Here is a 21366-nt window from a genome sequence, read left to right as displayed (position 1 = left end):
TGTGAAAACGAAAAAAAGCCTTCGTTTTCGAAAAAATAACACTGTCGATTGTATGCCCCCCTGCCCTGAGGGGCAATGTTTGCATCGCAGCAAAATGGCGTCTTGTGCGCCAATCAGGGGCAAAATACCGCCATCCTGCACCACACCAGCCCCGAACAGCTAAAGCCAGATGGTTTCCCCGATGGCCGGCAGCATGAAATCGGCGGGACTGACCTCCTGCTCGCGCAAGGCCATCGCCAGCTCTGCCATGGGTTGCTGTATTGGCTCGTCGGTGAGGATGAAGGTGCCCCAGTGCACCGCCCAGGCCTTGCGCGCCGCCACATGCTTGAAAATGCGCACGGCCTCATCCGGATTGACATGCTGCGCCCGCATCACCTTGCGCGGCTCGTAAGCCCCGATAGGCAGCAGAGCAAAATCCACCGGCCCGATATGCAGGCCGATTTCATGAAACAGCTCGGCCTGATAGCCGGTATCACCGGGATACCAGATCTTCAAGCCGGCCCCTTCCAGCAGATAGCCACCCCACAAGGCCTTGTTCAGATCCCCCCACGGGCCACGATTGCTCCAGTGGTGCGCCGGCGTCAGCAGCACACGCAGCGAGCCCCGCTCAACCGCATGCCACCAGTCCAGCTCGACGATCCGCTCGGCCGGCACACCGGCAGCGCGCACCGCGCGTGCCACGCCCAGCGGCACCACGAAATCCGGCGCCCCACCCGGCTGCCGCGCTAGCCGTTTGAGCGTAGGGAAATCCAGATGGTCGTAATGCAGATGCGTCAGCAAGACCAGATCGATATGCGGCAAATCCGGCAAATCAATGGGCAAAGGCACTTGCCGCTTCGGCCCCAGGTGGCGAAACGGTGACACCCGTGGCGACAGCGCCGGATCAATCAGCACATTCTGCCCACCCAGTTGAACAAAGCTGCTGGCATGCCCCAGCCAGGTCACTGATGTGCGTTGATGGTTAGCACGCAGGGCGGCGGCATCGCCAGCGCTCAGCGGGACCATTTCCGGCCGGTGATCCGGGCGCGGACGCCACCACTGCGCCAGCTTCCAGTGCAACAAGCTGCCGAGCGTAGGCAGGACAAAAGGGTAAAGATTGCGATAGCCGGCAGGGCCATGATGGCGCGCCGCCGGCTTTGCCGCATACGGAGCACGATTGAACAGCGAGGCCAGCCAGTCAGGACGTCTGAACATGAAGCATTCCAACAAGGACAATGCCCTGAGTGTGCCGCCCCGGCCCTGCTTTGCCAAGCCAAAACAGGAAGCCGGCAAAGGGAATTCCATGAAAAATGGCCTCCAGTGGAGGCCATTCGAGCAGTGAAGCAGTCCGGCAATCAGAAGCTGTACACCGCCTGAGCAGCAAAGATGTCGTTGCTCTTGCGATAGTTGCCATCGTTACGCAGGAACACGTCGCGATTGGCCCAGTCGTGGCGGTATTCCATCTTCAGGGTCAGCTGATCGGTCGGGTAGAACAGCAAGGCCGCAGTCAACGCCTGACGGGTAGCGCCCGAGCAGTCGGTACCGTTGCCACCATTCGCAGAACTAGCACTGAAACAAGCCTGGGAGATGCCGAAACCGTTAGTACCATCGACACCAGCGTAATTTCCGCCAGTTACACTATTCGTACCTGAGGAAAGAGCAATACCACCGCCACCGCCACCGTTCTTGCTGTCATTCAGGTAGTCGTAACGCAGCGTGGCACCCATGCGGCCAAACAGCTCGCTACTCCACTTCTGATGTGCCAACAGCGAGAAACCGTACCAGACAGCATCGCCACCATTCCAGGCAGCCTGTTTCTGCCGGCCATAATCCAGCTCGGCATTCAGCACTCCGTCGGTCATGGTGTAAGTGGCGTCCAGTTCGGCAAAGTAGTAATTGCTATACGGGTTGCTGGACGTACCCTGGTAGCCATAGGTCTTGTCTTTATTGCCACTGGCGTCGGTATGCGCCACCAGCGACTGGCGTCCCACATTGGCCGAAGCGCCAATATCCAGCGCACTGCTCCAGGTGTAGTCAAAGCGGCCGGTCACACTGGGCGTGTTATTGGCCGATTTGCCGTTATTGGTATCCGCCGAATTGGCCGAGGTGCGGAACTGCTCGTTGGCAATCATGAACTTGGTGGCCCACGCGCCATGCGCCCAGTTGAAACCGGCACCCACATAGCTGCCCGGATCGCTGAAGTCATACAGCAGGCCATGGGTAATGGTATTCATCTGGTTAGACTGCTGCACTTCGTAGCCACCAAAGCTATTCATCAGGCCGGCCACCAACTGGGTAGTATCGGATACCGGGAAGTTGATCATCGCGGTATTGATGATATTGTTGGTGCCACCGCCATCCAGCAGGGTATTGCCCGAACCACGATTAGGCAGAATGGTGATTTCGGCACTCGGCGCCATCGGTCCTACCCCGAAGGTTTTCTTGATGTCCAGATAGACATCGCCGAAGGTGCTATTGGTATAGGCATAACCACTATTGTGGTTGACGAACTGGAAGCCCGAGCTCTTGCCACTGCGGTTATACAGATAGGTGGGATCCAGATAGCCGGTCACGCTCAGGCCGGCAATCGGGCCTTCGCTGGCGTCGGTCGTCAGCTTGTCCACCTTCATTTCCATCCCCGCCACACGCTGCTTCAGCTCGGTATTGGCATCATCCGCCTCCGGTGCCTTGGCAGCGGTGCCGCATTCACCGCTTTCTGCAACTGCTGCATTTGCGCCTGCAGGGCCTCTAACTGGGCTTTCAGCTTGGCGATCTCGTCTCCCTTGGCATCAGCCATGGCTACGCCGGGAAGACCTGCGATCAGTGCACTGATCAACAATTTCTTCATCACACTTCTCCCTTGTACTACTGCATGGATACCACGTTGTTTTCACTGCACGTACAAAAAAGGGGCAGCAACCGGAATGCTGTGTTATCCCTGCTGCTGCCCCCGTCGTTACCTACGACCTGTCTTCCCGGCTTACGCCTGATTGAAGGCTAGTTGCATTTCACGATCACGCTTGCGCTGTACCGAGCGCATGTACAGATTGCCCACCACGACGCCTACCGACACCACGATGATGAACAGGGTGGCCAAGGCGTTCATTTCCGGGTTCAGACCCAGACGGACACGAGAGAAGATCACCATCGGCAGCGTGGTGGAACCCGGGCCGGACAGGAAGGCAGTCAGCACCAGGTCATCCAGCGACAGGGTGAAGGACAGCAGCCAGCCGGACACCAGTGCCTGGGAGATCAGCGGCAGGGTGATCACGAAGAACACCTTGAGCGGACGCGCCCCCAGATCCATGGCAGCTTCTTCCAGCGAACGGTTCAGTTCACGCACACGGGACTGCACCACGATGGCCACATAGGACACGCAGAGCATCACGTGACCGATCCAGATGGTGAACACGCCCCGCCCTTCCGGCCAGCCGAATGTCTGCTCCATGGCCACAAACAGCAGTAGCAGCGAGATACCCTGAATCACTTCAGGAATCACCAGCGGTGCATTGATCATGCCGGCAAACAGCGGAAACAGGCGGAAGCGGTTGAGCCGCGCCATCACGAAACCCGCCCAGGTGCCAATCACCACGGCGGCGGTAGCCGTCATCAGGGCGATCTTGATACTGAGCAGGGCAGCATTGATCAGCTCGTCATCTTCCAGCAGTGCCCAATACCACTTGGTGGAAAAACCCGACCACACCGTCACCAGCTTCGACTCGTTGAACGAGTAGATGATCAGCAACACGATGGGCAGATAAAGGAAGGAGTAGCCGAAGCCAAGTACCGCATACGACAGCGGCTTGCTGGGTTTCATCGTGCTCATTTCACTTCCTCCATCACTTTTGCTTGGTAATGCTGGAACAGGGCCATCGGCACCAGCAGCAGCAGCACCATGGCGCAGGTCACGGTTGCAGCCATCGGCCAGTCCATATTGTTAAAGAATTCGTCCCACATTACGCGGCCGATCATCAGCGTGTCCGAACCACCCAGCAGTTCCGGAATCACGTACTCGCCCACCGCCGGAATGAATACCAGCAGGCTGCCGGCGATGATGCCGTTTTTCGACAGCGGCAAGGTCACCTGGACAAATGCCTTCCACGGACGGGCACCCAGGTCATAGGCGGCCTCCAGCAGACGCAGGTCCATTTTCACCAGATGCGCATACAGCGGCATGATCATGAAAGGCAGGTAGGAGAACACCATGCCGATATACACGCCCCAGTTGGTGTGATAGAGCCGCAGCGGGGTATCGATGACACCCAGCCACATCAGGAACTGGTTCAGGAAACCATCGTTCTTGAGGATGCCGATCCAGGCGTAGACGCGAATCAGGTAGGAAGTCCAGAACGGCAGCATCACCATCATCATCAGCGTGTCACGAGCAGACTCGGACGCACGGGCGATGTAATAGGCCATGGGGTAGCCGATCAGCAGGCACAGTACGGTGGAGACAAAAGCCATCTTCACCGAGCTGATATAGGTGGCGAAATACAGATCGTCACCCAGCATGAACTTGTAGTGGCCGATATTGAGCACCAGGGTGAAGACGTCGTCTTCCATCTTGGTCAGCGGCGTATAGGGCGGAATGCCCAGTTGCTGCTGCGAGAAGCTGATGCCCACTACCAGCAGGAAGGGCAGCAGGAAAAACACAAACAAAAACAGGAAGGGAACACCAATGACGGTAGTCCTGCCGGACGGAAACCATCGACTAAAATTGAGACTTTTCATGTTTAGCACCACTTGGCCGGTGGGACCGGCTTGCCAAGCACATCTTTACAGCCATCATATCAAGGCCCTGTCACGACTCGCCCTGATGTGATGACTTACGTTTCACTACAGCCCGGCTCTCCAGAACCAGACTGTAACCCTCACTCCAGTACTACTTTTTCTTAGCCATCTGCTGTTCCGGCAATACGGTAGCAGCGGCTGTTGCATCAATCCCTGCGGCACTTGGCCAAGGGACCGTGCAGGTCAGAACCAGCCGGGCGAACATCCACCCGGCCGGTCAGGACACGGTTTAGCGGCCAGTCTTCAACTGGGTCCACAGACGGTTCTGCAGACGCATGATGTCAGACGGCAGCGGTTTGAGCAGGAACAAGGTCTTCATGACCGATTCCGGCGGGTAGATGGACGGATCGTTGGCGATTTCCGGCTTCACGAACTTGCGGGCAGCCGCATTGGCCGTTGGATAGAACACTTCGTCGGTAATCGCGGCATTGACTTCCGGATTTTCGATGTAGTTTATCCACTTGAGGGCGGCATCGACATGCGGTGCATCTTTCGGGATCACCATCACGTCAAACCAGATCGGTGCGCCGGACTTGGGAATCACATAGCCCAGCTGGTAGGTACGCTTGGCTTCGGCAGCACGATGCTTGGCGATGTTGACGTCGCCAGACCAGCCCAGCGCCAGGCAGATGTCGCCGTTGGCCAGGTCATTGATATAGCCGGAAGAGTTGAACTGGGTGATGTAGGGGCGGATTTTCTTCAGCAGTTCGAAGGCAGCCTGGTAGTCGGCCGGGTTCTTGCTGTTGGGATCTTTGCCCAGATGATGCAGGGTAACGGCGAATACGTCATTGGCCTGATCCAGTACCGAAACGCCACAGCCCTTCAGCTTGGAAACGTATTTCGGGTCAAACAGGATGTCCCAGCTATCCAGCGGGGTGTCCTTGCCGAGGATGGCCTTGACCTTGGTGAAGTTGTAACCCAGGCCATCGGTACCATAAGCCCACGGCACGCCGTGCGCATTGCCCGGATCGGCATCCTGGATCTTGGCCATCAGCGCCTTGTCCAGATTCGCCAGATTGGGGATCTTGGACTTGTCCAGCTTCTGGTAGATACCGGCCTCGATCTGCTTGGCCATGAAGTTGGAAGTAGGCACCACGATGTCGTAACCGGCACGGCCGGTCATCATCTTGGCTTGCAGGGTATCGTCGCTGTCGTAGACGTCGTACTTGACCTTGACCCCGGACTGCTTTTCAAAGCCAGGAATGGTGCTCTTGGCGATGTAGTCGGACCAGTTGTAGACGTTCAGTACCTTGTCTTCTGCCAGTACGCCTGCACTAGGCAACAGCAGAAGCAGCGAACACAGCACTTTCTTGACAAGTTTCTTCTTCATTACAGGCTTCCTAATGTATTGCAAGACCATAAACTCCCTGTTGTCTGGGGACTCAGGGACCTGATGAACTGCACCTCCTGTTGACCGTCCGGGGTTTTCCCCTCAAATCCGGTCAGCGCCAAACCTGGGGCAACAATGGCACGCATAGGTATCAAGCAATATTCGTGCACAACAGTTATAACCCCATCCTATCCACTCTGGCTATTGCTATCCCAGTTGGACCCGGCAAGTGTCAGGCAAGAGACAACGAGCTTGCGGCGCAGGCCACGAGTCGTCCTATATTTATTATTTTCACAGGAAACCTGTGGAAACCGGCTGGCAGGGCAGCGCATTGCACTGACCGTTTGCTGCCTGTTTCCCGCAAGGGTAGACCTTCCCCATTACCAAGCCTCCTCCACTGTAGATAGCACCTCTGTAATGTTTAATAAAATCCACAATCTGTGGTGAGGTGTTACAGCTTTTTAACCACAAAGACATTCAGCCGCAACATGAATTTATTTTGCAGCGCAAAAAATTCAACACCCGAATGCTCTTGACGGCGGTCCGTGTTTACTATTCTGAACATCTGATCATTTCCTTCAGCATAAACCGCCGTACAGGGCAAATTTGCCTATACATATGATCAAAAACAGCGCTCAGCCTGATGTTTCAAGGCTTTAGCAAGATCCGGACACGCCCCGCACCTACCTGCTTATCTGCGGCAGGCAACAATGGCCCTGAACACTCAACGCGGCCCGCCACCGCCTGGCCGACAAAAAAGATTTTTTCTTGTCGCCCGGCAAGCTGAGGCAGATTTGCCACAGATCAAATCCGGTCCGCATTTGCCGTGGCAACAGGCGAAAGAAAAGCGGATGGCCCTTGCAGGCAATCCGCTCACGTTTTAGCAACTTCCGACACCACTGCTACATTTGATCAGATCAACCGTGCCAACAGGGCTTTTTCCATGCCGGCCATATCAGGAATACGTACCTGCATGCCATTGCCGGCCGCCAGCTCAACTGCCGCACCATTGCGCGTCATCTGCTTCAGCTCGACGATACGGTTGCCGTTCGGATGGATCACCTCGATGCGATCGCCTACTCCAAAGCGGTTTTTCACTTCCACCAGCGCCCAGCCATCGGCATCGACTTCCAGCACATCGCCAACATACTGGCTTTGCTTGGCCTTGGAATGCCCATCCAGATAGTTCTGGTAATCCTGGGTCTGATGACGCTCCAGGAAGCCCGGGGTGTAGCCACGATTGGCCAGACCATCCAGCTCGGCCAGCAAGCCCAGATTGAAGGGACGCCCTGCCACAGCGTCGTCGATGGCCTGGCGATACACCTGGGCGGTACGCGCCACGTAGTACAGGCTCTTGGTGCGACCTTCAATCTTGAGCGAGTCCACGCCAATCTTCACCAGCTTCTCCACCTGCTCCACCGCACGCAGGTCTTTGGAGTTCATGATGTAAGTGCCATGCTCGTCTTCGATGATGGGCATCAGCTCACCCGGACGGCTACCCTCTTCGATCAGATAGGTCTTGTCGGCCAGCGGATGGCGCTCGGCACCGCCGCAGGCAGCAAAGCTCTGGTTGGCTTCTTCCAGGGCTTTGTTGAAGTCCAGCTTGATGGTTTGCACATCGCCGGCGTCGTCATCCTGGGTATCGTGCATCTTGTAATCCCAACGGCAGGCATTGGTACAGGTGCCCTGATTGGGATCACGATGATTGAAATAGCCCGACAGCAGGCAGCGGCCAGAGTAAGCAATGCACAGCGCGCCATGCACAAATACTTCCAGCTCGATATCCGGGCATTCCTGGCGGATTTCGGCAATCTCGTCCAGGCTCAGCTCGCGCGACAGGATGATGCGCGACACGCCCAGCTTCTGCCAGAACTTCACGCCCATATAGTTAACGGTATTGGCCTGGACCGACAGATGCACCGGCACCTCGGGCCAGCGCTCACGCACCATCATGATCAGACCCGGATCAGCCATGATCAGCGCGTCCGGCTTCATGGCAATCACCGGCTCCATGTCCGCCATATAGGTCTTGATCTTGCTGTTATGCGGCAGCAGATTGCTGGCCACGAAAAACAGCTTGCCGCGCGCATGCGCTTCATCAATACCTGTTTTCAGTTCTTCCAGCTTGAAGTCGTTATTACGCGCACGCAGCGAGTAGCGCGGCTGGCCTGCATAGACGGCATCGGCACCAAAATCATAGGCGGCGCGCATTTTATCCAGCGTGCCAGCAGGCAGCAGCAGTTCCGGGGCTTTTATCATGATGGCTTGGCTTCCTTAATGTGACAGGCAGGCAATGGGGAGCGGCAGTCGATCCGGCGGGACAAAGCCGCGACGCGAGGCATCCTGGTTCAGCCTGTCAGCAGAGTAATATTGCAGCACCACCGCCCGGGCATCTTGCAGCACGTCATCGCAGGTCGCGAGGAAGGCGGGCCAGTCTTCCAGCATGGCAGGCTGCTGCTGGGCGCGGTGGTACAGGATGGACAACAGCGACATGGTCAGGGTGTGGTGGTATTTTTCCGCCGCCCCCTGCGCCATGGCAAAACGCGAAAAGGCGCGCGCGCAGCGCACTGCCGCTTCGGCTGCCGGGTACTGGCGGCGATAAGCCCAGGCGGCATACAAATGTGCCTGGTGGGTAAAGTCGGATGCAGGCAGCGTACTGGATTCCAACTGACGCAAAAACGCCTGATAGTCCATGATTCGGGTATCTCCGAAAACTGTAAAAACAAAAAGGCCCCGCCGTATCAGGGGCCTTTTCTTATGTTGCGGCGCGATTATGCGCTGTCTGCGCGGCCATCGTCAAGCCTGACGCCGTGCAGCAATGCGACATTAAATCACTGTTTTCAATGCCATTTTTCAGTCAGGGTTTTTGCGCCAGCACCCACAGCATCAATAGCTGCACCAGCAAGGCCGGCAGCATGAGCAAAACACAGATCACACTGGCAACCGGAGCACTGGCAAAGTCCAGTGCACTCAGGCTGGCCGCACACAGCACAAACAACAGCGTAGCCAGCAGCAGGCCACCAAGGGCCAGTTTGCGTTGCTGGCGCAAGCGCCACAAAAGCCGGTAAAGCATGCAGTACTCCATGAATAGAAATAGCCAGCCGCGTGCTCAGTCCTTGGCTTGCTGCAACCACTGCAGCTCCGCCTCGGAAAAGCCCGCCAGCCGTCGGGCATCGACATTGTAGCTGCCACGATGTGCCGTCAGATCATACTCTTGCAGCAGGCGGCTGAAGGTTGCCATCGGTCCCAGAGCACGCTGCCGGCACAGATAATGAAACCAGTGGTTGCCCACTTGCACGTGGCCGATCTCATCGCGCAGGATAATGTCCAGAATGGCAATGCTGGCCTCATCGCCGATATTGGCCAGCTTGCGTTGCAGCTCGGGGCTGGCATCCAGGCCACGCGCTTCCAGCACGCGCGGCACCAGCGCCATGCGTACCAGCACATCGTGATCGGTGACATGGCAGATTTCCCACAGACCGTTATGGGCAGGAAAGTCGCCGTAGCTATAGCCCAATTGCTGCAACCTGCCCTGCAACAGACGGAAATGGCCAGCTTCCTCCGCCGCAATGCGCAGCCAGTCGCTGACAAAATCATCCGGCATGTCGCGAAAGCGCCAGGCGGCATCCAGCGCCAGGTTGACGGCGTTAAATTCGATATGGGCAATGGCATGCAGCATGGCGGGCTGGCCTTGCGGCGAACCCGGACGGCGGCGCGGCACCTTGGTGGCATGCACCAGCTCAGGCTTCTCGGGATGGCCTGCCATCGGCAGACGCGTCAAGGGTGCGTCTTCACGCAGCAGCTCACCACGCTGCCAGGCAGCATGAATGGCTTCCGTGGCGGCCAGCTTGTCTGTCACATCAGAACTGAGCAAGGCCGCCTGAATCCGGGGATATAAAGCAGTAGGCGTCATCATGGTGCGCCATTCTAGCCGTTTGCACCGTGATCAGGCAGGCTTACCATCAAATCAGTGCACGCCGGCCGGGCGACAGGGCCACCAACCCCCTGCCCTGCCGCATGACAGATTTCCGCAGTGTAGAGATCGTCGCCGGATAAGGCTTGATGCATAATGCCAATATCTGCCACAGGGAGAATGTCATGCTGTTCAATTCCAGCCAACTCGGTGCTGTAGAAGTGGATGAAAGCACCATCATCAATTTTGACCAGGGCATTCCCGCCCTGGAAAACTGCACCCAGTTCAAACTGTTCCACAATGCCGACAGCAATAATCCCTCGGTGTACTGGATGCAGTCGCTGAACGACGCGGCCATCACCCTCAGTGTCACCCTGCCGCAGCAACTGGGCGTGCGCTATGAAGTGGAACTCAACGATGAGGAAGTGGCCCGTTTGCAATTGAGCAAGCCGGAAGACGCAGTCATCCTGGTACTGCTCTATCAGGAAGAATCCGCAGCCGAAGCCCACCCGGCGCTGGGCGAGCTGAAAGCCAATATCCGCAACCCGCTGGTACTCAATCTGGCCAGTCGCCAGGGCCTGCAAAAAACCGGCCTGTCCTGCGACATTCTGATGCACAACCTGAGCTGAACCAACACTGCCGCCCGGCCCGCCGGGCGGTGCCGGAGTCCCGCATGACCGCTCTTGCCTTGCCCCGCTGCCCCTGGTGTGGCGACGATCCGCTCTATATTGCCTATCACGACCAGGAATGGGGTCGCCCCCAGCACGATGAACACAAGCTGTTTGAAATGCTGATTCTGGAAGGGGCACAGGCCGGGCTGTCGTGGATCACCATCTTGCGCAAGCGCGAAGGCTACCGCCGCGCCTTTCACGGCTTCGACCCGCAGCGCGTGGCACAAATGGGCGAGGAGGATGTGGAAAGACTGATGCTGGACAGCAGCATCGTGCGCAACCGCTTGAAGATCAACAGCGCCATCCGCAATGCGCGGGTATTCCTGCAATTACAGCAAGAACATGGCAGCTTTGCGCAATGGCTATGGGCGCATACCGATGGCCAGAGCATGGTGAATCACTGGCAATCGCTGGCTGAATGCCCGGCCAGCACCGCGCTATCCGACCGCATCAGCAAGGCATTGAAAAAAGCCGGAATGAATTTTGTTGGTAGTACGGTGATTTACGCCTACCTGCAAGCCACTGGCGTGGTGAATGATCACCTGCTGGGCTGTCACCTGCATCCGACTCACTCGCACTGAACGGCTCAAGCCGCCTTGGTATCAAATACCACGGTGCGGAACAGCCCATCTGCCGAATGAAAGGGATGGGCACACACCACGCCCCCATCCTGACAGAAGGCCATCATCCGCCAGCTCTGGATCAGCTCCTGCAGTTCCTCTTCCGACCACGGACCAGCAAAACGGTCCGGCACCAGCGCTGACAACTCGGAACACAAGGCCTGCCGCTGTTCCGGCCTATCCAGCTGCTGCACACTGAAAGACAGGGTCTTGCCGTGCTTCATGACAAATCCTTTCAATCCGCAATGGATATGAGGAGAATCGCCATCATTCCACGATTTATTATTCAGCACCAGTTGAAAGTCTATTAGGCATGAGCGGTAAGTAAAAATACGGCAGGAATACAACGCTTCCCCATGAAAAAGGGCCACCCGGCATGGGATGGCCCTTGAACACCATGCCGAATGGCCGCTGAATCAGAACAGCTTCAGCCCCTTCAGCATCACCACCAGAATCAGCAGCGGCGACACAAAGCGCACTACCACAAACAGCACGCGCACCAGGGCCTCGTTACGCAACTGCCCCTCATTGGACAGCGCTGCCTTCAAGCGCTCGAAACCCCACACCCAGCCCACGAACAGACACAGGAAAATCCCGCCCAATGGCATCAGGATGTTGGAGGTGACAAAGTCGAACAGGTCGAACATGGTCATGCCGAACAGCTTGAACTCGGCCATGCTGCTATTGGACAACGCGCAGGTGGCGCCGATCAGGGCCAGCAGCAGCAGGTTGAGCACGGTAGCCTTGGGGCGGCTGATGCCGAAACGCTCACTCAATACCGATACCGGCACTTCCAGAATCGACAACATGGCACCGGTGGAGGCAATCGCTGCCAGCACAAAGAAGGCCACCATGAACAGCTGGCCCAGCGGCATGCTGGCAAACACCGCCGGAATGGTGATGAACAGCAGCGATGGACCGGCTTCCGGCTTGAAACCGAAGGCAAACACCGCCGGGAAAATGGCGATGCCGGCCAGCATGGAAACGAACAGGTCGGCACACATCACCCGCAGGGTGGTAGCCGGAATGTTCTGATCATCACGGAAATAACTGCCATAAGTCATCATGGTGCCCATGCCGATGGACAGCTTGAAGAAGGCCAGGCCCACCGCAGTCAGCACCACTCCCGCCGTGATCTTGGAAAAATCCGGGGTAAACAGAAAGGAAACCCCCTGCAGGGCACCCGGCAGCATCAGGCTGCGCACACCAATCACCAGCAGCAGCAAAAACAGCATGGGCATCAGCTTTTTGGTCACCGCCTCGATACCCTTGGCCACACCCATCAGCAGGATGCCGCCGATCAGGGCCAGCACCAGCCACTGCCACAGCAGCGATTGCACCGGGTCGGCAATCAGCGAACCGAACGCCGCCGAAGTCACCTTGGGATCACTGGACAGGATGCCCCCGCCAATGGCCTTGAACACATAGGCAAATACCCAGGCCGCCACTTCAGAGTAAAAAGCCATGATCAGGAAGGCCGACAGCACACCAAAAGCGCTGATCAACCACCAGGGCTGGCCGGCCGGAGCCAGCTTTTTCAGCGCCGTCACCGCATCAGACTTGGCACGGCGACCCAGCATGATTTCGGAAATCATCACGGGTAAGCCTACCAGCAAGGTGGCACAGACATACACCACCAGAAAACCCGCACCACCATTGGTGCCGGTCAAATAGGGAAACTTCCAGATATTGCCCAGCCCGACGGCCGAGCCCAGCGTGGCAGCCAATACGCCAAAACTTGAAGTAAAACCATCGCGCGCCTTGCCAGCACCGACGGTGGCCGAGGATCTATTGTCCTGTTTCATTTGGTCTCTCATCACGACAAAAAACAAGCCCGTTCAAGCGATAACCTGAACGGGAGCCTCTGGTTCCGGGGTCGCCGGAGCGGCGATTCTGAAGTGATTTGTCAGACCATGCAAAATTTTTTTCTAGCCCTGGCTAGCTGTGCGACACAACTCGCCGGTCAGACGGCCCAACCAGTCAAAACAAGCCTGCAATTGACTCTCCTCAATAAATTCGTCCGGGCGATGTGCCTGCTCGATCGAACCTGGCCCCAGCACTACGCATGGCATGCCCGCAGCATGGAACACGCCGGCCTCCGTGGTATAGGCCACCCCATCACCTCCCTGGCAACCACACAGTTTTTCCACGTAGTGCAGCACCTCGCTGTCCGGCGTGGCCTCGAAGGCCGGGCAATACACCCGCGGTTCGATGGAAATCATGGCTTCCGGTGCCACCTGGCGCATCTCCAGCAAGAGATTGTCAGCATAGTCACGGACAGAATCGACGAAGCGCTGCGGATCATCCCCCGGCAGCCAGCGGCATTCAAAAGTGAATTCACAATCCTTGGGCACGATATTATTAGCCGTACCGCCATGAATGGTACCGGTCTGCAAGGTGGTGAACGGCACATCATATAATGGTTGATGGTGGCCAAACGAGGCCTCAGTGTCAGCCAGACGTCGCACATGAGTGATCAGCCGCGCAGCATACTCAATGGCATTGACGCCCTGCGGTGTCAGCGAGGAATGCGCCGCCCGCCCCTGCACATGGCAGTGATAGTGAGCAATCCCCTTGTGCGCCACCACCGGCCGCATCGAAGTGGGCTCACCAATAATGCAGCCAGCCACCGGCACCCCTTGCTGCAACAAGGCATCGATCAAGCGGGGTACGCCAAGGCAGCCCACTTCCTCGTCATAAGACAGAGCAATGCCAATTCCCTGCTGCAAACGCCCCTCCTGCGCCAGCCGCACCCAGTCAGGAACATGCGCCAGCACGCAGGCGATAAAGCCTTTCATGTCGGCGGTGCCACGCCCATACCAGCGTCCATCGCCTTTATCGGTCAATACAAAGGGAGGTGAGCTCCATGCCTGTCCATCCACCGGCACCACATCGGTGTGGCCGGACAACAGCATCAGTGGCAAGTCCTCCGCGCCAATGCGGGCAAACAAATTGGACTTGCTGCCGTCATCGTTCAGCGTGCGCTGGCTGCTGACGCCAAATCCGGCCAGATACTGGCTCACCCAGTCGATCAGCTCCAGATTGGAATGACGGCTGGTGGTATCAAAAGCAAGCAGGGTTCGCAGCAGCGGCAGATAGGAAGGAGCCATGGGAGTCCTGTGATAATTGTCCGGTCATCCCTGGAGTCTGCCCTGACAAAGCCGACATCGGCAACCTCATCCTGCGGAATGCCCCCGCAACAGCCCCAGACCATGACCATTTTTTCTGCCGGCAAGCACGCAAATGCTTGGCAAAGTGCGGCAAACCCGTTATGATTCGCATTCTTCTACGGCGGGTCTCCTCGCATTGTACGGTAGCAAACCTGGTCAGGTCCGGAAGGAAGCAGCCATAGTTACTTAGTGCAAGTGCCGAGGGTCAGGCTCGCCACCCCCTCCCTTCCCATATGTACATGTTCACGACATGGCGATACCATTTCACGCCAAATAGCAAAGATTCCATTGTATTTCTAGATAAGAATACGCTAACATAAGAAAAACCAGATGCACGAAATCATTGAACTTAATGATTTTTTTTGCATCCGAATTATTCCTTATGGATTTTCTTTGCTATTTTTAGGACATAGGGCAGTGTCCTAAACCATACCTATAATTCAATACAATACTGTTTAGCCTTTTAAGAGGAACAACCCATGAAACTCTTTGAAAAAATCACCAACCCGCGTGAAATCCGTCGCAAGCTCGGCCTGAACCAACAGGAATTCTGGAGCCGCATCGGCGTTACCCAGTCTGGTGGCTCCCGCTACGAAAGCGGCCGCAACATGCCTAAGCCAGTGCGTGAACTGCTGCGTCTGGTCCATGTTGAACAGATCGACCTGTCCAAGGTACGCCGCGAAGACTTTGAAATCGTCGAATACCTGAAGGAAACCCATCCGGACCTGTACAAGAGCCTGCGTAAGGCCGTACGTGCCCAGATGGAAGCCCAGGAAGGCTCGACCGAAGCCGCAGCCAGCTGATAGTCATCTCCGACAAAGGGCAGTAGCAAGCAACTCAACAGCTGCTTGCCACTGCCCTTTTTCTTGGCCTAAACCCACCAGCACACGGCGACCAGCGCAGGCTTACTCACCCGCATTACGCACCAGCAGTACCGGCACATCCGCTTGCTTCAGCAAACCCTCGGCCACACTACCCATCAGGATATGCATCAGCCCACTCCAGCCGTGCGTACCCATCACAACCAGATCAGCACCCCAGCTATTGGCGTCGTCCAGTAGCACGGAAGCGATTTTATCGCCCCAACTTTCAAGAATCTTCACCTCCGGCGTCAATCCGGCAGCCACTGCCAGTGCTTGCGCCTGCCCCAGCACCTGCTCACCCGCCTGCTTGATGGACTTTTGCAACTCCGCCGCATCCAGAAACTCTGTGCCACCCCAGCCAAACTGCGCTAGGTCAACCACATGCACCAGCCGGACGGTACTACCCATATGCTTGGCAAGGCGGCAAGCCTCTGCCAGTGCCAGGTTGGACGTATCACTGTCATCCACCGGCACAAATATGCGTTGATACATAACCCTCTCCTTTTGGTGTGTTGGTACTATGCATACAGTCTAGCAAACCAGCCCGACCTGCGGTTGATACAGATTAAGACAGTCGATTAGACTGAATGCCATTTTACCCAGGTGAAATCATGGCCCGCATCAAGATCGCCCTGCCAGAGCAATTCATTTTTGAAACCGTGCTGGATGTCCGTATCGGCGACATCAACTACGGCGGCCACATGGCCAATGACGCCATTCTGCGCCTGGCCCATGAAGCCCGCTTGCGTTTTCTGAAAAGCCTTGCTTACAGCGAACTGGATGTAGAAGGCGTGGGGATCATCATGGCGGATGCCGCAGTCATGTATCGCGCGGAGGCCTTCCACGGCGACAATCTGCATTTCAGGCTCGGCGTCTGCGACCTGAACAAGTACGGACTGGACATCGTCTACCAGGCAATCGATGGCAACAATGGCAAAGAAGTGGCAAGATTGAAGACCGGCATCGTTTTCTTTGATTACCAGACTCGTCAGGTAAGCACCATGCCGGCGGCCTTTGTCGCCAAACTCAATAAGCAATAACAACAGGAAATTCCGACATGCGTCCATACCCAAACAACAGTCCGCAAGCCATTGCCCGCCTGCTGGCGATGTTCATGATTACCGACGGCAATATGGATCCGCGTGAGCTGGACCTGCTGGAGAACGTCAACGTCTACGACCTGATCGGCCTGCCCCGCAAACAGTTTGCCCAGGTACTGGTGGACTATTGCGACGACATTTCCGACGAGGCCGAACAGGATGGCACCATCCACCTGCTGGATACCGACCGCATCGAATTCATGCTGGCTGAAGTCACCGACCACAACAAGCGCATTCTCACTTGCGTGCTGGCCATGGACATCAGCAAATCGGATGGCACCATCAGCGACCCGGAAATTGTCCTGCTGCGCCACATGATGAAGGAATGGAACATCAGCCTGGAAGACCTGGAACGCCAGTTCGTTCGCTGAGCGCCCTTTGCAGTTGCAAACAAGGCCGGCCGTTGATCGGGACCTCTCACCCAGCGCTCCAGCCAGCCAAATGAAAGCCGCCCGGAACACCCTGGCGGCTTTGTGTTGTCATCACCACCGGGCCAACCCACATGAGCACACGTTTTAGCGGCAGCGAACACTACGTTGCCACCGATGACCTGATGATGGCAGTGAACGCCGCCATCACCCTGCAACGCCCGCTGCTGGTCAAGGGTGAGCCGGGTACCGGCAAAACCATGCTGGCAGAAGAAATTGCTGCCGGCCTTGGCCGCAAGCTGATTGTCTGGCCGATCAAATCCACTACCAAGGCCCAGCACGGCCTCTATGAGTACGATGCGGTATCCCGCCTGCGCGATTCGCAGTTGGGTGACGCCAAAGTGCAGGATATCGGCAACTACATCGTCAAGGGCCAGCTGTGGCAGGCTTTTGAAGCAGATACAGCACCGGTGCTGCTTATCGACGAGATCGACAAGGCGGACATCGAGTTTCCCAATGACCTGCTGCGCGAACTGGACCAGATGGAGTTCTTCGTCCATGAAACCCAGCAATTCGTGCGCGCCAGACAACGCCCCATCATCATCATTACCTCGAATAATGAAAAAGAGCTGCCCGATGCCTTTTTACGACGCTGCTTCTTCCATTACATCCGCTTCCCGGACCACGAAACCATGCAGGCGATTATCGACGTGCACTATCCGGGACTACAGCAGCAATTGATCCGCCAGGCCATGGAAGTGTTCTTTTCCATCCGCGAGCTGCCCGGCCTGAAAAAAAAGCCCACCACATCCGAATTGCTGGACTGGTTGAAACTGCTGGGCAGCGAGAATATCAGCAGCGAAGAGCTGGCCAGCCGGCATGGTAATGCCAGCCTGCCGCCACTGGCCGGGGCCTTGCTGAAAAACGAGCAGGACTTGTCGCTGTTTGAGCGCCTGGCGCAAATGACCAAGCTGCGCCGTGGCTGACATCCTCCCGCTGCTACAGGGCTTTGCCGACCAGCTGCGACTGGAAGGGAAAAGCCCGCATACGCTGGATGCCTATCTGCGCGATCTGCACAGCCTGCAGCCACTGCTTGGCGAACGTGATTGCCTGCAGATCAAAGCAGACGACATCCGCAAAGCAATGGCCACCCTGCACGCCCGCGGCCTCGGCAGCCGCAGCCTGGCGCGCAAGCTGTCATCCTGGCGCCAGTTTTACGACTGGCTGCTGCAGCAACAACGGGTCAGCGGCAATCCCTGCCTGGGCCTGCGCGCGCCCCGCCAGGACAAACCCCTGCCCAAGGCACTGCCGGTAGATGGCACGGCTGCCCTGCTGGAGCATATTGCGCCCGATGACAGCCTCAGCCTGCGCGACCGCGCCCTGTTCGAGCTGATGTACTCTTCTGGCCTGCGCTTGTCCGAGGCCGTCAATCTGGACTTGCCGGACCTGGACCTGACCGAGCAACTGATGCGGGTACGCGGCAAGGGCAACAAGATACGCCTGCTGCCAATAGGCCGCACGGCACTGGACTACCTGAAGCAATGGCTGGCAGAACGTCAAAGCACTCCGGACTGCCTGGCGGTGTTTGTCGGGCGCCATGGCCAGCGCCTGGGTGGCCGCCAGGTACAAAAGCGCCTGGCCGAGTGGTCGATTCGCACAGGCATGGACCGCCACGTTCACCCACACATGCTGCGCCACTCCTTTGCCAGCCACATCCTGCAGTCCTCCGGCGACTTGCGGGCGGTACAGGAACTGCTGGGCCATGCCAATCTGTCGACCACCCAGATCTACACCGCACTGGATTTCCAGCACCTGGCCAAGGTCTATGATGCAGCCCACCCGCGCGCCAAAAAGAAAGACTAAGCACCAGCGCGGTATGGATAAAGAAAAAGCTCCGTCAAACGGAGCTTTTCAACAACAGCAAGGCTGCTTAGCGCGGCGAACAAAGCCTTGATGAGGACCCGGGCCAAGGCGCAACGCAGGCGCGGGGGGTTTGCTAGCGGGTCTTAGCTGCGCTCGGGCAACGCAGCCAGCACGGCCTTGAGCAATTGCCAGGCCTTGCCTACTGACTCCACCTCGACCCGCTCGCCCGGCGCATGCGCACCGCGGATGGTCGGACCGAAGGAAACCATGTCCATGTCAGGATACTTGGAGCCGATAATGCCGCACTCCAGCCCGGCATGAATCACCTGCACCCCGGACTTGGCAGCAAATTCGCGCTCATAGACCTGCTGGAACAGCGCCAGCAATGGCGACTGTGGATTGGGTGCCCAGCCCGGATAGCCGCCCTCCATCTCCACCGTAAAACCAGCCAGCCCAAACAGGCTTTCTACTTCGCGCGCCAGCATCCAGGTACCGGAATCCAGCAGCGAACGCACCATCAGGTTGGCAAATACCTTGCCCTGCTCTACTCGGACCACACCCAGATTATTCGATGTTTCCACCACGCCACTCACCCGCTGGCTCATGCGTTTCACCCCGTGCGGGGCAGCATGCAGTGCAGCCAGAATAGCCTGCTGATCCGCAGCAGCCAGCACCTGGGTAGCCGAGGCTGCAGCCAACTCCACCGTTACGCCTTCGTCCACGCCGGCCAGTTCGAAACGCAGCAAGGCCTGGAAGGCATCCAGTCTGGCGGCCACTTTGGCGTCATCCTGCTGCGGATAAGCCACGACAGCCTGCGCCTCGCGGGCCAGTGCGTTGCGGGCGGTACCACCACTGAAACTGATCAAGCGTAAATCGGTATCTGCCTGCAATTCGCGCAACAGGCGGACCAGTATCTTGTTGGCGTTGCCTCGTCCCAGATGAATGTCAGCACCAGAATGGCCACCCTTCAGGCCACGCACCGACAGCGCACTCACTGCGTAAGCGGCGGGCAGCGCGGTAGTCTGATAATCACGGGTAACATTGACATCGACACCGCCGGCGCAGCCCATATAGAACTCGCCCCACTCCTCGGTATCAATATTGATCATCATGCTGCCTTGCAGCAGGCCAGCCTCCAGCCCGAGCGCCCCACCCATGCCCGCCTCTTCATCCAGCGTCATCAACACTTCAACCGGGCCATGCGGAATATCCTCACTGGCCAGCACGGCCAGCCCCATGGCGACGCCAATGCCGTTATCCGCACCCAGCGTGGTGTTTTCTGCTACCAGCCAGCCATCCTGCAGGACAGGTCGCACCGGATCCTTGAAAAAGTCGTGCTCGGTGCCGGCATTTGCCTGGCACACCATATCCAGATGCCCTTGCAGTACCACGCCCACCCGGTTCTCATAACCCGGGGTAGCCGGCTTGCGCACAATCAGGTTGCCTGCTGCATCCACAACAGTCTGCAGGCCACGCAGCTCAGCCCAGCCCTTGAGATAGTCGCGCAGTTGCTGTTCATGTTTGGAGGGACGGGGAATCTCGCACAGCGTCTGAAAATGCTCCCAGACCGCCTGAGGCTGGAGTTCGGCGATATTGACCACAATGTATCCTTTGTCTTGACGTGCTGATGGGCATATTACGTCGCCATCATCGATGAAACGTGGCAGAGACTGTTGCATACAGCCCTGTTTTGTACACAATCGACTTTATCATGACAGCGACGCGGGGTCATGCTGCAATGCAGCCACGCAGCGACAAATGACAAACCAGGGCAGTGGCACGCCGGTACAGGGCAGATCAGGAAAGGAAAGAGTTCGCCGCTCAACAACGCAGTGTGACAACAGCAAACATGGCCCGCACCCCGGCAAGCAGAGTACGGGCCACGATCAAAGGAAGGGTCAGGCAAGCGCCAATTGCTGTCGTCCGCCAAGCTGTGTGGCCGGGCGCATGTAATGATCCAGCAGCAAGCGCATGAACTGATGACTCTTGCAGATGGCATTGCGCAACTTGGTGATGGTCTCCTGGCTGGGGTGCAGCCCTACCAGGGTGACGATGATTTCCAGCGCTTCCCACGGATGGGCATCGTCATACTTGGCATGCAGCTTCAGCCACTTCATTGCCTTGCCGCGCACTTCCTCGTCAAACAGATTGGCATAGCGGTCTTCCGAGCAGACCCGGGCCGACCACTCACCCGTCGCGCCTTCGATGGCGTAATTGGTAGCCGCCATGGCCACCGCCAGTGACTCGCGGTCACATACCTGCCAGCACCATTGGCTTAACGACAGCGTTTCCAGCGCATGCTGGTTGTGCAGCATGGCCTGGATATCCACGCCAGATTCGGCTGCCCAGTTGACCCAGTGGTCGGCATGATTCTGCTCGACACGGATATTGCGGATCAGGTAGCGCCGGGCCATATCATGCCCCTCCCCTTGTCCATAGCGGATTTTCAGCAAATTCATCGCCATATACTGGGGAAACTGATCGATGACCGGCCAGCCACCGGACAGGAAGGCCTTGTGTATGGAGTGCTCCAGGCGCGCTTCCTTCATCTGGGTGAACAAATCGTGCTCAACCACCTCGCTTTTGAAGCGATCGCAGTAGTGCACCATTTCCTGCGTCCACTCCGGGTAGCTGGCAACCTCCATCAAGGGACCGGTTCTGACAAATTGATGCTGGTCTTTCATTCTGGACCTCTTTC

General features: G+C 57.4%; 22 protein-coding genes, 1 other RNA gene and 1 pseudogene. 9 read left to right on the top strand and 15 right to left on the bottom strand.

Going from position 1 to position 21366, the window contains the following annotated elements:
* Positions 1–159: 159 nt before the first annotated feature.
* The gene (locus DBR44_RS07310; protein ID WP_158613571.1) at positions 160–1194 is read right to left on the bottom strand and encodes an MBL fold metallo-hydrolase; all 1035 of its coding nucleotides are present in this window, start codon (positions 1192–1194) and stop codon (positions 160–162) included.
* Between DBR44_RS07310 and DBR44_RS19925 the strand changes: the two genes are divergently transcribed.
* Positions 1193–1321 (top strand): hypothetical protein, encoded by a 129-nt coding sequence (locus DBR44_RS19925; protein WP_255424578.1) that lies wholly within the window; start codon positions 1193–1195, stop codon positions 1319–1321. The two genes, DBR44_RS07310 and DBR44_RS19925, sit on opposite strands and share 2 nt — an antisense overlap.
* Positions 1322–1334: 13 nt before the next feature.
* Here the strand turns inward: DBR44_RS19925 and DBR44_RS07305 are convergent.
* The 8 genes and pseudogenes from DBR44_RS07305 to DBR44_RS07270 form a co-directional block, all read right to left on the bottom strand.
* Positions 1335–2776, bottom strand: a pseudogene (locus DBR44_RS07305) (DUF3138 family protein).
* A 183-nt stretch (positions 2777–2959) separates the two neighbouring features.
* Positions 2960–3796, bottom strand: coding sequence for an ABC transporter permease subunit (locus DBR44_RS07300; RefSeq protein ID WP_124643503.1), 837 nt, complete (start codon positions 3794–3796; stop codon positions 2960–2962).
* Between the two features lie 5 nt (positions 3797–3801).
* Positions 3802–4710 carry an ABC transporter permease subunit gene (locus DBR44_RS07295; protein ID WP_124643428.1) on the bottom strand — a complete coding sequence of 303 codons (909 nt, stop codon included), beginning with the start codon at positions 4708–4710 and terminating at the stop codon, positions 3802–3804.
* 289 nt (positions 4711–4999) lie between these two features.
* Positions 5000–6100 carry a polyamine ABC transporter substrate-binding protein gene (locus DBR44_RS07290; protein ID WP_124643427.1) on the bottom strand — a complete coding sequence of 367 codons (1101 nt, stop codon included), beginning with the start codon at positions 6098–6100 and terminating at the stop codon, positions 5000–5002.
* Positions 6101–7012: 912 nt separating this feature from the next.
* The gene (gene yegQ / locus DBR44_RS07285) at positions 7013–8356 is read right to left on the bottom strand and encodes a tRNA 5-hydroxyuridine modification protein YegQ (protein ID WP_124643502.1); all 1344 of its coding nucleotides are present in this window, start codon (positions 8354–8356) and stop codon (positions 7013–7015) included.
* An 18-nt stretch (positions 8357–8374) separates the two neighbouring features.
* The gene (locus tag DBR44_RS07280) at positions 8375–8794 is read right to left on the bottom strand and encodes a hypothetical protein (protein WP_124643426.1); all 420 of its coding nucleotides are present in this window, start codon (positions 8792–8794) and stop codon (positions 8375–8377) included.
* Positions 8795–8957: 163 nt separating this feature from the next.
* Entirely contained in the window at positions 8958–9173 is a 216-nt protein-coding gene (locus tag DBR44_RS07275; RefSeq protein WP_124643425.1) for a hypothetical protein, read from the bottom strand.
* A gap of 36 nt (positions 9174–9209) precedes the next feature.
* A complete protein-coding gene (locus DBR44_RS07270; RefSeq protein WP_124643424.1) occupies positions 9210–10016 on the bottom strand; it encodes a ferritin-like domain-containing protein in 807 nt (268 codons plus the stop codon).
* Between the two features lie 182 nt (positions 10017–10198).
* On the opposite strand from DBR44_RS07270, the gene fliW reads away from it, so the two are divergent.
* Together fliW and DBR44_RS07260 are read left to right on the top strand one after the other, a co-directional pair.
* Positions 10199–10642 carry a flagellar assembly protein FliW gene (gene fliW, locus DBR44_RS07265; RefSeq protein ID WP_124643423.1) on the top strand — a complete coding sequence of 148 codons (444 nt, stop codon included), beginning with the start codon at positions 10199–10201 and terminating at the stop codon, positions 10640–10642.
* A gap of 44 nt (positions 10643–10686) precedes the next feature.
* Positions 10687–11265 (top strand): DNA-3-methyladenine glycosylase I, encoded by a 579-nt coding sequence (locus DBR44_RS07260; protein ID WP_124643422.1) that lies wholly within the window; start codon positions 10687–10689, stop codon positions 11263–11265.
* 5 nt (positions 11266–11270) lie between these two features.
* Here the strand turns inward: DBR44_RS07260 and DBR44_RS07255 are convergent, their stop codons facing one another.
* The 3 genes from DBR44_RS07255 to argE all read right to left on the bottom strand — a co-directional run bounded on the left by DBR44_RS07255 (position 11271) and on the right by argE (position 14414).
* Entirely contained in the window at positions 11271–11528 is a 258-nt protein-coding gene (locus tag DBR44_RS07255; RefSeq protein WP_124643421.1) for a hypothetical protein, read from the bottom strand.
* 192 nt (positions 11529–11720) lie between these two features.
* Positions 11721–13109 carry a sodium-dependent transporter gene (locus tag DBR44_RS07250; protein WP_124643420.1) on the bottom strand — a complete coding sequence of 463 codons (1389 nt, stop codon included), beginning with the start codon at positions 13107–13109 and terminating at the stop codon, positions 11721–11723.
* Between the two features lie 123 nt (positions 13110–13232).
* On the bottom strand, positions 13233–14414 hold the full coding sequence (argE, locus tag DBR44_RS07245) for an acetylornithine deacetylase (RefSeq protein ID WP_124643419.1): 1182 nt from the start codon (positions 14412–14414) through the stop codon (positions 13233–13235).
* 180 nt (positions 14415–14594) lie between these two features.
* Between argE and ffs the strand changes: the two genes are divergently transcribed.
* Positions 14595–14693, top strand: an RNA gene (gene ffs / locus DBR44_RS07240) — signal recognition particle sRNA small type.
* 260 nt (positions 14694–14953) lie between these two features.
* Complete coding sequence (locus DBR44_RS07235) at positions 14954–15277, top strand: DNA-binding transcriptional regulator (RefSeq protein ID WP_103525020.1); 324 nt, start codon at positions 14954–14956, stop codon at positions 15275–15277.
* 102 nt (positions 15278–15379) lie between these two features.
* Here the strand turns inward: DBR44_RS07235 and DBR44_RS07230 are convergent, their stop codons facing one another.
* Positions 15380–15829, bottom strand: coding sequence for a universal stress protein (locus DBR44_RS07230; RefSeq protein WP_124643418.1), 450 nt, complete (start codon positions 15827–15829; stop codon positions 15380–15382).
* Positions 15830–15948: 119 nt separating this feature from the next.
* On the opposite strand from DBR44_RS07230, the gene DBR44_RS07225 reads away from it, so the two are divergent.
* From DBR44_RS07225 to xerC, 4 genes are all read left to right on the top strand, one after another.
* The gene (locus tag DBR44_RS07225) at positions 15949–16377 is read left to right on the top strand and encodes a thioesterase family protein (protein ID WP_124643417.1); all 429 of its coding nucleotides are present in this window, start codon (positions 15949–15951) and stop codon (positions 16375–16377) included.
* Positions 16378–16394: 17 nt separating this feature from the next.
* Positions 16395–16808, top strand: a complete 414-nt coding sequence (locus DBR44_RS07220; RefSeq protein WP_124643416.1) for a TerB family tellurite resistance protein — start codon at positions 16395–16397, stop codon at positions 16806–16808.
* A 131-nt stretch (positions 16809–16939) separates the two neighbouring features.
* Positions 16940–17791, top strand: coding sequence for a MoxR family ATPase (locus DBR44_RS07215; RefSeq protein WP_124643415.1), 852 nt, complete (start codon positions 16940–16942; stop codon positions 17789–17791).
* A complete protein-coding gene (gene xerC, locus DBR44_RS07210) occupies positions 17784–18668 on the top strand; it encodes a tyrosine recombinase XerC (protein WP_370449628.1) in 885 nt (294 codons plus the stop codon). Before DBR44_RS07215 ends, xerC begins: the two co-directional genes overlap by 8 nt.
* 143 nt (positions 18669–18811) lie before the next feature.
* Here xerC and DBR44_RS07205 read toward each other — a convergent pair whose 3' ends face one another.
* Together DBR44_RS07205 and DBR44_RS07200 are read right to left on the bottom strand one after the other, a co-directional pair.
* Entirely contained in the window at positions 18812–20269 is a 1458-nt protein-coding gene (locus tag DBR44_RS07205) for an aminoacyl-histidine dipeptidase (protein WP_124643414.1), read from the bottom strand.
* A 297-nt stretch (positions 20270–20566) separates the two neighbouring features.
* Complete coding sequence (locus DBR44_RS07200) at positions 20567–21352, bottom strand: TenA family transcriptional regulator (RefSeq protein ID WP_124643413.1); 786 nt, start codon at positions 21350–21352, stop codon at positions 20567–20569.
* Positions 21353–21366: the final 14 nt, after the last annotated feature.

Origin of the sequence: Aquitalea sp. FJL05 (genome assembly GCF_003852595.1) — a bacterium.
Lineage (GTDB): Bacteria > Pseudomonadota > Gammaproteobacteria > Burkholderiales > Chromobacteriaceae > Aquitalea > Aquitalea aquatilis.
Note: the sequence above shows the minus strand (reverse complement) of the source record. Positions and strands in the feature narration are given on the sequence as shown.